Origin of the sequence: Microbacterium sp. K2, assembly GCF_051365005.1 — a bacterium.
In the GTDB taxonomy this organism is placed as follows: Bacteria; Actinomycetota; Actinomycetes; order Actinomycetales; family Microbacteriaceae; genus Microbacterium; species Microbacterium foliorum_B.
Genome location: NZ_JBLWII010000001.1, coordinates 1,930,152 through 1,942,637, shown reverse-complemented (window position 1 = coordinate 1,942,637; position 12,486 = coordinate 1,930,152). Strand labels below are relative to the sequence as shown.

The window sequence follows — 12,486 nt, the reverse complement described above, 5'->3', positions numbered from 1 at the left end:
CCTGCACTGGATCGTACTTGCCAACTCTACTTACTGGCGGGTAACCTCGCACCAGCTTACTTTCTCGCCAGTAAGCGAATGAGGTCGGATGCCCGCGCACCGACAGCCACACAGCACAACGACCCGTGCCCAAGGAGAAGCAATGAAGCTCAGAAAGTCCATGATCGCTGTCGCGGCGATCTCCGCCCTCGGCGTCTCGGCCCTCGCCGGCTGCGCAGCCGGCGGATCGAACGACGCAGACAGCGGAGCCGGTGGTGCGGCCCTGACGATCGCCAAGCCCGACGGTGCGATCACCACCGAGTCGAACAACCCCTACGTCGGCGACTCGTCGGCGTCGAAGTACGGCTACGGCAAGGTCATCTTCGAGACCCTCGCCCTCGTGAACCAGACCGGCGATCGCGGGGTCACCCCCTGGCTCGCCGAGAGCATCGAGTGGAACGACGACTACACGGCCCTCACCGTCGTGCCTCGCAAGGACGTCACCTGGAGCGACGGCGAGCCCTTCACCGCCGACGACATCGTCTTCACCTACGAGCTCGTCTCGACCCCGGCGCTCGACACCGCGGGCCTCAAGTTCGAGGGCGCGACCGTCGACGGCGACGCCGTGACTCTGAACTTCGGCGAGTCGAAGTACGTGAACCAGGCCCGCGTGCTGCACGTGCCGATCGTGCCCAAGCACATCTGGGAGAACCTCGACGAGCCCGCCACCGACCCCGTCAAGGGCGACGACCTGGTCGGCACCGGCCCCTACGCGCTGTCGAACTGGTCGACAGAGTCGGTCACCCTCGAGGCGCGCGACGACTACTGGGCCGGCGACCTCGCTGTTCCCGAGCTGCACTACGTCTCATACGGCGACAACACCGCTCTGACCACCGCACTCGCGCAGGGCGAGGCCGACTGGGCGCAGGCGTTCATCCCGCAGATCCAGGAGCAGTTCCTCGACGCCGACCCCGAGCACAACAAGTTCTTCGTGGCGCCGACCACCGGCTCTGCGACGCTGTTCATGAACCTGCAGCAGAAGCCGTTCGACGACGTGGCGTTCCGCCAGGCCCTCGCCTGGGTCATCGACCGCGACGCCTACGTCGACATCGCCCGCGAGGGCGCGAGCGAGCCGGTCTGGTCGGTCACCGGACTCTCGTCGATCCTCGAAGACGAGATCCAGCCCGAGTTCCAGGGCCAGGAGTACTCGGTCGACGCCGAGAAGGCGCGCGATCTGCTCGAGAGCGCCGGCTACACGTGGAAGGACGACGCGCTGATCGACCCCGACGGCACGCCTGTCTCGTTCACGCTCTCGGTGCCCTCGGGCTGGAGCGACTGGAACACCGCACAGGAGCTCATCGCTGAGGACGTCAACGAGTCGATCGGCGCCGAGGTCAAGATCGACATGCCCGACTGGGGCGGCTGGGCAGGACCCCGCGACGATGGCTCGTTCTCGGCCATCATCCACTGGCTCGAAGACAGCGGCACGGCCTACGGCCTCTACACGTCGACGATGGACCCGCGCTGGATCTCGCCCGAGGGCATCGCCGGATTCAACTTCGGTCGCTTCGAAGACCCCGCGGCGACCGAGGCGCTCAACACCTACGCCAACGCGTCGTCCGATGACGAGCGCACCGCGGCCATCACGACGCTCGAGCAGATCTTCGTCGAGCAGGTTCCGGCGATCCCGCTCGGCGCGCACCCGCTGCTCGGCGAGTACAACACCCGCAACTACGTCGGGTGGCCTTCGGAGGAGGACCCGTATGCCTCGGGCGACCCGACTCAGCAGAACATCGTGCAGATCCTCACGAAGCTGAAGCCGGCCGAGTAATAAGTCCCGAGGGCGCGTTTCGTCTCGGTGCTTCGCTCCTCGCTCAACGACCGGTGATTCCCGGTCGTTGAGCGAGCGGAGCGAGACGAAACGCGCCCCACCCGACCGACGAAGGACCCCTCATGCCAGAACCCCTGCTCACCGTGCGCGACTTCTCCGTCGTGTACGACGTCGACCCACCTGTCGAGGCGGTGAAGAACGTGACGCTCGAACTGCAGCGAGGAGAGATCCTCGGTCTCGCGGGAGAGAGCGGATGCGGCAAGACCACTCTCGCGTACGGCGTGCAGCGCCTGCTGCGGGCACCGGCCGTGATCGCGGGCGGCAGCGTGACCTTCCACGATGCATCCGGTGCCGATGTCGACATCAACGCGCTCGACGTCGATGCGATGCAGAAGTTCCGCTGGGACAAGGTGTCGATGGTGTTCCAGGGTGCGATGAACGCACTCAACCCGGTGGCGACGATCGGCTCGCAGCTCGAGGACGTGTTCGAGATCCACCGTCCCGGCATGAATCGCAAGCAGCGCAGGGCCGAGGCCGAGGAGCTGCTCGAGATCGTCAAGGTCGGCCGTCAGCGCACACGCTCGTTCCCGCACGAGCTCTCGGGCGGCATGCGCCAGCGCGTCATGATCGCGATGGCGCTGGCTCTTCGCCCTCAGCTGATGGTCATGGACGAGCCGACCACCGCTCTCGACGTGCTCGTGCAGCGCGAGATCCTCAAGCAGATCTCGCAGCTGCGTCATGAGTTCGGCTTCTCGGTCATCTTCATCACCCACGATCTGCCCCTGCTGCTCGAGATCAGCGACCGCATCGCGATCATGCGCGAGGGCGAGATCGTCGAGCTCGCCTCTGCCGAGCAGATCTGGACGAACCCGCAGAACGACTACACGAAGACCCTGCTGTCGTCGTTCCCCCGTCTCACCGGTGCGAGAGGAGTGCTGACCCGATGACCACTCTCGAGTTCGCCGAGGTCACCAAGGTCTACAACGTCAGAGGAGCCGGTCAGCTCAAGGCTCTCGACAACGTCAGCTTCACCCTGAACTCCGGCCAGACCATCGGTCTCGTCGGTCAGTCGGGCAGCGGCAAGTCGACCATCGCGAAGATCCTCACCCAGCTGGAGACGCCCACGTCGGGCGAGGTGCGGCTCGACGGCAAGCCCATTCCCCGGCGCGGCAAGGGCCTGCGGAAGTACCGCCAGCAGCTGCGCATGGTCTTCCAGGATCCCTTCGCCTCGCTCAACCCGTACCACTCGATCAGATACCACCTCGAGCGGCCGATCCGGCTCGACGACGTGGTGCCCAAGAACGAGACCGAGGCCGAGGTGCGCCGGCTGCTCGAGCGCGTGCGCCTCGATGCGGATGCCGTGATCGACCGTCGTCCGCACGAGCTCTCCGGCGGCCAGCGTCAGCGCGTCGCCATCGCGCGTGCCCTCGCGTCACGCCCGTCGCTGCTCGTCGCCGACGAGCCCGTGTCGATGCTCGACGTGTCGATCCGCCTCGGGGTGCTGAACCTGCTCGCCGACCTGCAGCGCGAAGAGGGACTCGGAGTGCTCTACATCACGCACGACCTCGCCACCGCGCGGCACTTCAGCGACAAGATCATGGTGCTCAACCAGGGTCGCGTCGTCGAGTACGGCGATGCCGACGACGTCATCCTCAACCCGCAGGACCCTTACACGCGCGAGCTGCGGGCGGCGTCTCCCGACCCCGACAAGCACTTCGCGACGACCGGATCGCACGGAGGTGCACTGTGACCACCGCATCCCCTCAGCTTCCGCTCGCCGACGACGACCGCGACGCACTCGAGGTCGGCACCACCGCGACCACCGCGCAGAAGGGGAGGAAGCTCGTGCCCTGGCGGTTCTTCGCCGGACGCGCCGGGTTCTACCTGTTCACCCTGTGGGCGGCCATAACGATCAACTTCTTCCTGCCCCGGTTCATGAAGGGCGACGCGGTCAGCTCGTATCTCGCGCGCAACCGCAACGTCAGCCCCGAGGCGGCCGACTCGCTGCGCGTCCTGCTCGGCATCGACACCGACAAGTCGATGTGGCAGCAGTACCTCGACTACTGGGCCATGCTGTTCCGCGGCGATCTCGGCATCTCGACGCTGCACGGTCTGCGGCCCGTGACCGAGGTGCTGGCATCTGCTCTGCCGTGGACGCTCGGCCTGGTCGGCATCGCGACGATCATCTCGTTCGCGCTCGGCACGGTGGGCGGCGCGATCGTCGGCTGGAAGCGCGGCAGCAGGCTCGACGCGCTCATCCCGATCACGACCTTCTTCAACACCATCCCCTACTTCTGGCTCGGACTCATCGCGATCGCGATCTTCTCGTCGACGCTCAAGTGGTTCCCGTCGTCGCACGCCTACGACAAGGGCCAGTCACCCGAGTGGAGCCTCGACTTCATCGGCCAGGTGATCATGCACGGCACCCTGCCGGCGGTCACGATCATCATCGCGTCGCTCGGCGGATGGATGCTGGGCATGCGCAACATGATGCTCACGGTGCTCGACGAGGACTACATCACGGTCGCACAGGCCAAGGGCATGCCGAACAGGCGCGTTCTGTGGGCCTACGCCGCCCGCAACGCGGTGCTGCCGCAGATCCAGAGCTTCGCGCTCTCGATCGGATTCATCGTCGGCGGCACGATCGTCATGGAGATGGTCTTCAGCTACCCGGGTGTCGGCAAGCTGCTGCTCGACGCCACCAATGCGAAGGACTTCGCCCTCATGCAGGGCGTGTTCCTGGTGATCACGCTGTCGGTGCTGGTCGCTAACATCCTGGCGGACATCGTCTACGCATACCTCGACCCGCGCACGCGCCAGACGGAGGCCTGACATGAGCGTTCCCACCTCGACCGACACCACGGCCCCGGACGGCAGCACGATCCCCACCGGGATGCCGGAGACCGCGACGTTCCGCACTGCGAGCGACGCGACGCCCCCGCGCAAGACGTTCTGGTCGCAGCTCGCGCAGTCGTTCGCGATGTTCCGCAACCCGAAGTCGATCGCCGGCCTGATCATCCTCGGGGTGTTCGTGCTGATCGCGATCTTCGCCCCGCTGCTCGCGCCGTACGGGCCCACGCAGAAGGACCGCACGGCACTTCGCCAGCCGCCGTCACTCGATCACTGGCTCGGCACCACGCACATGGGTGAAGACGTGCTCAGCCAGCTCATCTTCGGCACGCGCGGCGTCGTCGTGGTCGGCTTCCTCTCGGCCATCATCGCCACGATCATCGCCATCACGATCGGTGTCATCGCCGGATACGTGCGCGGGTGGAAGAGCGAGTCGCTCTCGGCGCTCACCAACGTTTTCCTGGTGATCCCCGGCATCCCGCTGATCATCATCGTCGCCTCGCAGTTCGAGAACCCACCGCTGATCGTGATCGCCGCGGTGCTCGGGCTCACGGGGTGGGCGTGGGGTGCGCGCGTGCTGCGCGCGCAGACCATGTCGCTGCGCAACCGCGACTTCATCCAGGCGGCCCGCGCCAACGGCGAACCGCTGCACCGCATCATCACGGTCGAGATGCTGCCGAACCTCATGGCGCTGATCGCGTCGAGTTTCGTCGGCACGGTGACCGCGGCGATCCTCGGCCTCACCACCCTCGCCTTCATCGGCGTGATCCCGGTGAGCAACCTCAACTGGGGCACGATCCTCTTCTGGGCGCAGCAGAACGGCGCCTTCCCGCGGCTGTGGTGGTGGTACGTGCCCGCCGGCCTCTGCATCGCGATCATCGGCGTCGCGCTGTCGCTCATCAACTTCGGCATCGACGAGTACGTCAACCCGAGGCTGCGGTCGGCGGGTGAGCGCGCCCGTGCGATGAAGAAGAAGGGGCTCAACGTGAACGACCCGGTGACGGCGGTGCGCAGCGTTCCGATGACCGACTCGGGTACCGTGCAGAGCGCCGCGGACTCCAAGACGAACCAGACACACGATACGAAGACACAGAACACGAAGTGATGACCTCTCAGACTCTGACCGAATCCCTGCCCTACCTCGACCCCGAACTGCCGATCGCCGCGCGCGTGGCCGACCTGCTCGACCGCATGACCGTCGAGGAGAAGGTCGGGCAGATGCTGCAGCTCGACGCCCGCGACGACCTCGACGACCATGTGCTGGGCAAGCACGTCGGCTCGATCCTGCACACCTCGCCCGAGCGCATCATCCGGGCGAACGAGCTGACCTCCCAGACGCGGCTCCGCATCCCGCTGCTCGTGGCCGAGGACTGCATCCACGGCCACTCCTTCTGGCCCGGCGCGACCATCTATCCCACTCAGCTCGGCATGGCGGCGACGTGGGATGCCGAGCTGGTCGAGAAGGTCGCGCGGGCGACCGCGGTCGAGGTCGCGGCCACCGGCATCCACTGGACGTTCTCACCGGTGCTCTGCATCGCGCGCGACCTGCGCTGGGGCCGCATCGACGAGACCTTCGGCGAAGATCCGTTCCTGATCGGCGAGCTCGCCTCGGCCATGGTGCGCGGCTACCAGGGCGACGGCCTCGACGACCCGACCGCGATTCTCGCGACGGCCAAGCACTTCGCCGGGTACTCCGAGACGCAGGGCGGGCGCGATGCGAGCGAGGCCGACATCTCGCGGCGCAAGCTGCGGTCGTGGTTCCTGCCGCCGTTCGAGCGCGTCGCCCGCGAGGGATGCCGCACGTTCATGCTCGGCTACCAGACCACCGACGGCGTGCCGATCACGGTCAACGACTGGCTGCTCAGCGACGTGCTGCGCGGCGAGTGGGGCTACACCGGCACCCTCATCACCGACTGGGACAACGTCGGCCGCATGGTGTGGGAGCAGCACGTGCAGCCCGACTACGCGCACGCCTCGGCGGCTGCCGTCAGCGCCGGAAACGACATGGTCATGAACACCCCTGGCTTCTTCGAGGGCGCACTCGAAGCGGTGTCGAACGGGCTCCTCGCGGAGGACGCCTTCGATGACGCGGTCGCCCGCATCCTCACCCTGAAGTTCGAGCTCGGCCTGTTCGAAGACCCGCGGCTGCCGCAGGACGACCTGGATGCCGTGGTCGGCAGCGCCGCGCACGCCGAGCTCAACCTCGAGACCGCCCGCCGCTCGATCGTGCTGCTCGAGAACGACGGGACTCTGCCGCTCGACGCCGCGTCGCCCCTGAAGGTCGCCGTGGTCGGGCCGCTCGCCGACGACGCGCAGACGCAGCTGGGTGACTGGGCGGGTGGCTCGGGTCAGGCCGGGTGGCTCGACGGACAGCCGCGCGAGATGATCACCACCGTGCTCGACGGCATCGCGGGTGTCGACGGATGGGCGGTCACGCATGCGCGCGGCGCTGAGATCCTCACGCTCGAGGAAGACCCTCGCGGTGCGAAGTTCCCCGACGGACAGCCCCGCCCCTCGGTCGTCGTGCCGAGCGCACCCGACGAGGCGCTGATCGCCGAGGCTGTGGCGGCTGCCGCGGCATCCGATGTCGTCGTCGCTGTGGTCGGTGACCGCATCGAGCTCGTCGGCGAAGGGCGCTCGACCGCGACGCTCGAACTGATCGGCGGGCAGAACGCCCTGCTCGACGCGCTGATCGCGACGGGCACGCCCGTGGTGGTCGTGCTGCTCGCCTCGAAGCCGCTCGTGCTGCCGGCATCCGTGTCGCAGGCCGCGGCCGTCATCTGGGCGGCGAACCCGGGCATGCAGGGCGGCCGCGCGCTCGCCGAGATCATCTCGGGGGCGGTCGAGCCGTCAGGGCGCTTGCCGATCTCGTTCGCACGCCACGTCGGCCAGCAGCCGACCTACTACAACCAGATCCGCGGACAGCACGGCGACCGCTATGCCGACCTCACGCAGTCTCCGGCCTGGGCGTTCGGTGAGGGGCTCTCGTACTCGACGGTGTCGTACGGCGAGCTGACGCTCGCATCGACGACGCTGGGCCGTGACGACACGATCGTCGCCGATGTGACGGTGACGAACACGGGTGCGCGTCCGGTGCGCGAGACAGTGCAGGTCTATGTGCGCGACTCCATCACGAGTGTGAGCTGGGCCGACCGGGAGCTCAAGGCCTTCCGTCAGGTCGACCTCGCACCGGGGGAGTCGGCGCGCGTGCGCCTCGAGCTGTCGGTCGCGGAGTGCTCGATCGTGGATGCCGCCGGCATCCGTCGCGTCGAATCCGGCGCGTTCGAGCTGCTCGTCGGCCCGAGCTCGCGCGACGAGGTGCTCTTGAGCGCCGGGTTCACCGTGGCTTGACTCGCGATCGCGACGGGGGCGCTGCTCAGGCGTCCTCGTCGCGCAGGCGCTGCGGGCCCGCGCCCTGGCTGCTGAGCGTGTCACCCGGGTTGAGCAGGCCGCACGCCTTCATCGACAGGCAGCCGCAGCCGATGCATCCGGTGAGCTCGCGTTCGAGGCGCTCGATGCCCTCTCGGCGCTTCTCGAGCTCCCGCTTCCAGCGTCGTGATGCGCGCCGCCAGTCCTCGTGGCTCGGTGTCTGCGTCAGCGGCACGTCGGCGAACGCGTGCTGCACGTCGGCGAGGGGGATGCCGAGGCGTTTCGCCACCGTGATGAGTGAGACCCGTCGCAGCATGTGGCGGGCGTAGCGACGCTGGTTGCCGGCCGTGCGGGTCGAGGCGATGAGGCCGAGACTCTCGTAGAAATGCAGGGCCGAGGGAGCTACCCCGGTGCGCCTGCTCATCTCGCCGATCGTCAGCGGCTCGTCAGGGCCGTGGGCGCTGCGGTCCGTGTCGGCGTCTGCGGTCATCCCGACCTCCTCGATTTGACCTCAAGTGTACTTGAGGTCATACGGTTGCAACCGTGACCCGAACGGAGACCGCCACCCTATGACCTACGTGATCGCCCTTCCCTGCGTCGATGTCAAGGATCGTGCGTGCATCGACGAGTGCCCTGTTGACTGCATCTATGAGGGCGAGCGTTCGCTGTACATCCACCCCGACGAATGCGTCGACTGCGGTGCGTGCGAACCCGTCTGCCCCGTCGAGGCGATCTACTACGAAGACGACTTGCCGGAAGAATGGCAGGACTACTACAAGGCCAACGTCGAGTTCTTCGACGAACTGGGATCCCCCGGTGGCGCCGCGAAGCTCGGCATCATCGAGCGCGACCACCCGATCATCTCCGCACTTCCGCCCCAGGAGGCACCCGAATGAGCAGTCAGCAGCATCCCGCAGCGCCGGTCCCCTCCGAGGTCGGTGAAGGACTCAAGGCCGCGTTCCGTGCGCATCCGGCGGGAGTCGCGATCATCACGGCGTCGACGCCCGCGGGCCCGGTCGGGCTCACGGCATCCAGCGTCGCGTCCGTCGCGGTCGACCCCGCAGCGATCGTCTTCTCGGTCACGAGGGCGACCGGCAGTGCAGGGTCGATCCTCAACGCCGAGTCGTTCGTCGTGCACCTGATCGACGACGAGCATTCGGCCCTTGCGCAGAGCTTCGCGGTGAGCGGCGCCGACCGTTTCACGCCCGAACAGGGGTGGAGCACACTTCCGACCGGCGAGCCGTACCTCGCCGAGGCCCGCGCCGCGATGCGCGGCCACACGATGTCGACGGTCGCGGTCGGCTCATCGACCGTCGTGGTCGCCGAGATCGACGAGGTGCTGCTCGGGCGGCCGGGCCGACCGCTCGTCTACCTCGACCGCCGATTCCACTCGCTGTCGAACGACCAGAACTCGCACGACCAGCACTGAAACCCCACCGAAAGGAACAGCATGACCTCTGCGTACACCCTCCCCGAGCTGCCGTACGACTACTCGGCTCTCGCCCCGCACATCTCGGGCAAGATCATGGAGCTGCACCACTCGAAGCACCACCAGGCCTACGTGACCGGCGCAAACACCGCCCTCGAGCAGCTGGCCGCGGCCCGCGACTCGGGCGACTTCGCCGCGGTGAACAAGCTCGAGAAGGACCTCGCCTTCAACCTCGGCGGCCACATCAACCACTCCGTGTTCTGGGAGAACCTCTCGCCCGACGGCGGCGGCAACCCCGAGGGTGAGCTCGAGGCGGCACTGACCGACGCGTTCGGCTCGATCGACGCCTTCCGCGCCCACTTCACGGCCACCGCGCTCGGCGTGCAGGGCTCGGGCTGGGCCGTGCTCGCGTGGGACAGCGTCGGCGCCCGTCCGGTCATCTTCCAGCTCTTCGACCAGCAGGGCAATGCGCCGCTCGGCGTCACCCCGCTGCTGCAGCTCGACGTCTGGGAGCACGCCTACTACCTCGACTACCTCAACGTGCGCGCCGACTACGTCAAGGCGTTCTGGGAGCTCGTCAACTGGTCTGACGTGCAGCGTCGGTTCCAGGCGGTGCAGGAGAAGACCGCCGGGCTCATCGTCGCCCGCTGAGTCACGAACACCCCGTCGACAGCCCATTCGGCTGACCGATTCCCGGTGGGCTGGCGAATGCCGCGGCATCCGTCAGCCCGCCGGGCGATTCCCAGCCATCCGTACCGTGCCGTGCCGCGCCATCCGTGCCGGCGGCGGCACCTCACCGATCAGCGCAGCTGGGCGAACCTCTCGACCTCGCGCGTGGGTCCGACCACGAGCACGACGTCGCCGTCGCCCAGCACCGTGGTCGCCTCGGCATTGCGCCACTCGCCATGCGTCGAGCGGTACGCCGCGATCGTGACGCCGTAGGACGAGCGCACCGCGCCGTCTGTGAGGGTGATGCCCTGCAGGTGCGAGGGCGCGACGGTCTTCACCACGGCGTAGCCTCGATCGATCTCGAGATAGTCGGCCGCGGCGCCGCGCACGAGGTGTGCGACGCGACGCCCCATGTCCTTCTCGGGATAGATGACGCGGTGCACACCGAGCTGTTCGAGCACGGCGCCGTGTCGTTCATCGACGGCTTTCGCCCAGATCACGGGCACCTTCATGGTCAGCAGCAGCGAGGCGGTGAGGATCGATGCGGTGACATCGCTGCCGATCGCGACGACGACCCGGTCGAACTCGCCGATCGCCAGCTGCTCGAGCACGTCGATGCGCGTCGAATCGGCACGCACCACCTGGGTGAGCTGGCCGTTGAGCGATTGCACCAGATCTTCGTCGGCGTCGATCCCGAGCACCTCGGTGCCCGACGCCATCAGCTCGAGGGCGAGCGAGGTGCCGAATCGGCCCAGGCCGATGACGGCCACGGAGTCGGCCTCGGCGATCCGCCGGGCATCCTGCCTGAAGGAGAGGAACTTGGACACGAGGGTCCTTTCGTACGTGGTGAGTGCGTCGATCAGCCGATCGCGGGGCGCTCTTTAGGAAGATCGTAGGCGGTGGGTCTTTCGCGCAAGGCCAGAGCAGAACCCAGCGTCAGGGGTCCGAGCCTGCCGAGGAACATGAGTGCGACGAGGATCAGGTGCGCGGCCGGCGGCAGATCTGCCGTGATCCCCGCCGAGAGGCCGACGGTGCCGAAGGCCGACACCACCTCGAACAGCACGCGGTCGAGATCGAAATCGGTCATCGCCAGGATCGCGATGACCCCGGCCATGACCGCGCCGAGTGCGACGATCACGACGGTGATCGCCTCACGGTGGACGGCGCGAGAGAGCCGCTTTCCGAAGATGTTCACCGCCGCACCGCCGCGCAGCTCCGTCCACATGATGAAGAAGAGCACCGCGAAGGTGGTGACCTTGATGCCGCCGGCCGTGCCGGCCGGTCCGCCGCCGATGAACATCAGCACGTCGGTTCCGAGCCAGGTCTCATCGTGCATCTGCGTGATGTCGACGGAGTTGAAGCCGGCCGTACGCGCCTGCACGGAGTGGAAGAACCCAGCGAGGATCCTGTCGCCGGGTGAGAGCGCACCGAGCGTTCCCGGATTGTCCCACTCGAACAGCAGTACGTACGCGGTGCCGATCACGAGCAGCGCGATCGTCGCCGACAGGACGATGCGGGTGTTCATCGTCCAGTGCAGCGGGCGGCGGAACTCCCGTCGTAGCTGCCGAAGCACCGGAAATCCGAGGCCGCCGAGGATGATCGCCCCACAGATCGGCAGGCACACCCACGGGTCGCCGACGAAGCCCATCAGGCTGTCTGTGTAGAGGGCGAATCCCGCGTTGTTGAATGCGGAGACGGCATGGAACACGGCATGCCATGCCGCACGCGCGGGGTCGTAGCCATAGCCCGTGAGGAATCGCACGAACAGCACGACCGCCACGATCACCTCGATCACGAGGGTGGTGACGAGGATGCCGGTGGCGATGCGCTTCATGCTTCCCGCGCCCGGTGTCTTCGTCTCGGTGCTCGCCAGCACCCGCGATCGGACGGACAGGCGTCGAGCGAGCACGAGGCCGACGAGCGCCGCGAAGAGCATGATGCCCAAGCCGCCGAGTTGGATCAGTGCCAGGATCACGACCTTGCCGAAGGGGCTCCAGAAGACCGCGGTGTCGACGACCACGAGCCCCGTCACGCAGACGGCGGAGGTCGCGGTGAACAGGGCATCGATGGGCGGCGTCCAGGTGCCGTCGCTCGACGAGATCGGCAGCATGAGCAGCAGCGTCCCCGCGATGATCACCGCTCCGAACCCGGCGGCGATGACCTGGGCGGGGGCGAGACTACGACGCCGACCGGCGGCGCGACGGAGCAGGGTCACGGATGGACACTACCCGTATCCGGGGGCACGACGGAACGACGCACCCGGGGCGTGCCGCTGCCCGAGGTCGCCCCTGGGGGAGGAGATCCCCCGTCGGGAGGAGATCCCCCTCGAGAGCAGGGCGCCCCTGCGGGAGGAGGTCAA

Annotated in this window: 12 protein-coding genes; 9 read left to right on the top strand and 3 right to left on the bottom strand. The window is 67.6% G+C overall.

Features of this window, described 5'->3' with window-relative positions; genetic code table 11:
* The first annotated feature begins 142 nt into the window (after positions 1 to 142).
* From ACLKOY_RS09395 to ACLKOY_RS09370, 6 genes are all read left to right on the top strand, one after another.
* A complete protein-coding gene (locus ACLKOY_RS09395; protein ID WP_436453386.1) occupies positions 143 to 1,810 on the top strand; it encodes an ABC transporter substrate-binding protein in 1,668 nt (555 codons plus the stop codon).
* Between the two features lie 122 nt (positions 1,811 to 1,932).
* The gene (locus tag ACLKOY_RS09390) at positions 1,933 to 2,757 is read left to right on the top strand and encodes an ABC transporter ATP-binding protein (protein ID WP_436453385.1); all 825 of its coding nucleotides are present in this window, start codon (positions 1,933 to 1,935) and stop codon (positions 2,755 to 2,757) included.
* Positions 2,754 to 3,560 (top strand): ABC transporter ATP-binding protein, encoded by an 807-nt coding sequence (locus ACLKOY_RS09385; RefSeq protein WP_436453384.1) that lies wholly within the window; start codon positions 2,754 to 2,756, stop codon positions 3,558 to 3,560. Before ACLKOY_RS09390 ends, ACLKOY_RS09385 begins: the two co-directional genes overlap by 4 nt.
* Positions 3,557 to 4,642, top strand: a complete 1,086-nt coding sequence (locus tag ACLKOY_RS09380; RefSeq protein WP_436453383.1) for an ABC transporter permease — start codon at positions 3,557 to 3,559, stop codon at positions 4,640 to 4,642. Before ACLKOY_RS09385 ends, ACLKOY_RS09380 begins: the two co-directional genes overlap by 4 nt.
* 1 nt (position 4,643) lies before the next feature.
* Positions 4,644 to 5,765 (top strand): ABC transporter permease, encoded by a 1,122-nt coding sequence (locus ACLKOY_RS09375; RefSeq protein WP_436453382.1) that lies wholly within the window; start codon positions 4,644 to 4,646, stop codon positions 5,763 to 5,765.
* A complete protein-coding gene (locus ACLKOY_RS09370) occupies positions 5,765 to 8,011 on the top strand; it encodes a glycoside hydrolase family 3 N-terminal domain-containing protein (protein WP_436453381.1) in 2,247 nt (748 codons plus the stop codon). Before ACLKOY_RS09375 ends, ACLKOY_RS09370 begins: the two co-directional genes overlap by 1 nt.
* Positions 8,012 to 8,036: 25 nt before the next feature.
* Here the strand turns inward: ACLKOY_RS09370 and soxR are convergent, their stop codons facing one another.
* Positions 8,037 to 8,519: a redox-sensitive transcriptional activator SoxR gene (gene soxR / locus ACLKOY_RS09365; RefSeq protein WP_436453380.1), complete on the bottom strand. Its 483-nt coding sequence runs from the start codon at positions 8,517 to 8,519 to the stop codon at positions 8,037 to 8,039.
* A gap of 79 nt (positions 8,520 to 8,598) precedes the next feature.
* On the opposite strand from soxR, the gene fdxA reads away from it, so the two are divergent.
* From fdxA to ACLKOY_RS09350, 3 genes are read left to right on the top strand one after another with little or no spacing between them, the layout of a single operon-like run.
* Positions 8,599 to 8,925 (top strand): ferredoxin, encoded by a 327-nt coding sequence (gene fdxA / locus ACLKOY_RS09360; RefSeq protein ID WP_042538086.1) that lies wholly within the window; start codon positions 8,599 to 8,601, stop codon positions 8,923 to 8,925.
* Positions 8,922 to 9,458: a flavin reductase family protein gene (locus tag ACLKOY_RS09355; RefSeq protein WP_436453379.1), complete on the top strand. Its 537-nt coding sequence runs from the start codon at positions 8,922 to 8,924 to the stop codon at positions 9,456 to 9,458. The genes fdxA and ACLKOY_RS09355 overlap by 4 nt, the downstream gene beginning before the upstream one ends.
* A 21-nt stretch (positions 9,459 to 9,479) precedes the next feature.
* Positions 9,480 to 10,109 carry a superoxide dismutase gene (locus ACLKOY_RS09350; protein ID WP_140035927.1) on the top strand — a complete coding sequence of 210 codons (630 nt, stop codon included), beginning with the start codon at positions 9,480 to 9,482 and terminating at the stop codon, positions 10,107 to 10,109.
* 149 nt (positions 10,110 to 10,258) lie between these two features.
* On the opposite strand, the gene ACLKOY_RS09345 is transcribed toward ACLKOY_RS09350, so the two are convergent.
* Positions 10,259 to 10,954: a potassium channel family protein gene (locus tag ACLKOY_RS09345; RefSeq protein ID WP_436453378.1), complete on the bottom strand. Its 696-nt coding sequence runs from the start codon at positions 10,952 to 10,954 to the stop codon at positions 10,259 to 10,261.
* 32 nt (positions 10,955 to 10,986) lie between these two features.
* Entirely contained in the window at positions 10,987 to 12,342 is a 1,356-nt protein-coding gene (locus tag ACLKOY_RS09340; RefSeq protein WP_436453377.1) for a TrkH family potassium uptake protein, read from the bottom strand.
* Positions 12,343 to 12,486 lie beyond the last annotated feature (144 nt).

Coding starts and splice junctions, on each gene's coding strand:
- ACLKOY_RS09390 (WP_436453385.1), top strand. CDS start 1,933: ATGCCAGAACCCCTGCTCACCGTGCGCGACTTCTCCGTCGTGTACGAC.
- ACLKOY_RS09355 (WP_436453379.1), top strand. CDS start 8,922: ATGAGCAGTCAGCAGCATCCCGCAGCGCCGGTCCCCTCCGAGGTCGGT.
- ACLKOY_RS09370 (WP_436453381.1), top strand. CDS start 5,765: ATGACCTCTCAGACTCTGACCGAATCCCTGCCCTACCTCGACCCCGAA.
- soxR (WP_436453380.1), bottom strand. CDS start 8,519: ATGACCGCAGACGCCGACACGGACCGCAGCGCCCACGGCCCTGACGAG.
- ACLKOY_RS09375 (WP_436453382.1), top strand. CDS start 4,644: ATGAGCGTTCCCACCTCGACCGACACCACGGCCCCGGACGGCAGCACG.
- ACLKOY_RS09350 (WP_140035927.1), top strand. CDS start 9,480: ATGACCTCTGCGTACACCCTCCCCGAGCTGCCGTACGACTACTCGGCT.
- ACLKOY_RS09385 (WP_436453384.1), top strand. CDS start 2,754: ATGACCACTCTCGAGTTCGCCGAGGTCACCAAGGTCTACAACGTCAGA.
- ACLKOY_RS09395 (WP_436453386.1), top strand. CDS start 143: ATGAAGCTCAGAAAGTCCATGATCGCTGTCGCGGCGATCTCCGCCCTC.
- fdxA (WP_042538086.1), top strand. CDS start 8,599: ATGACCTACGTGATCGCCCTTCCCTGCGTCGATGTCAAGGATCGTGCG.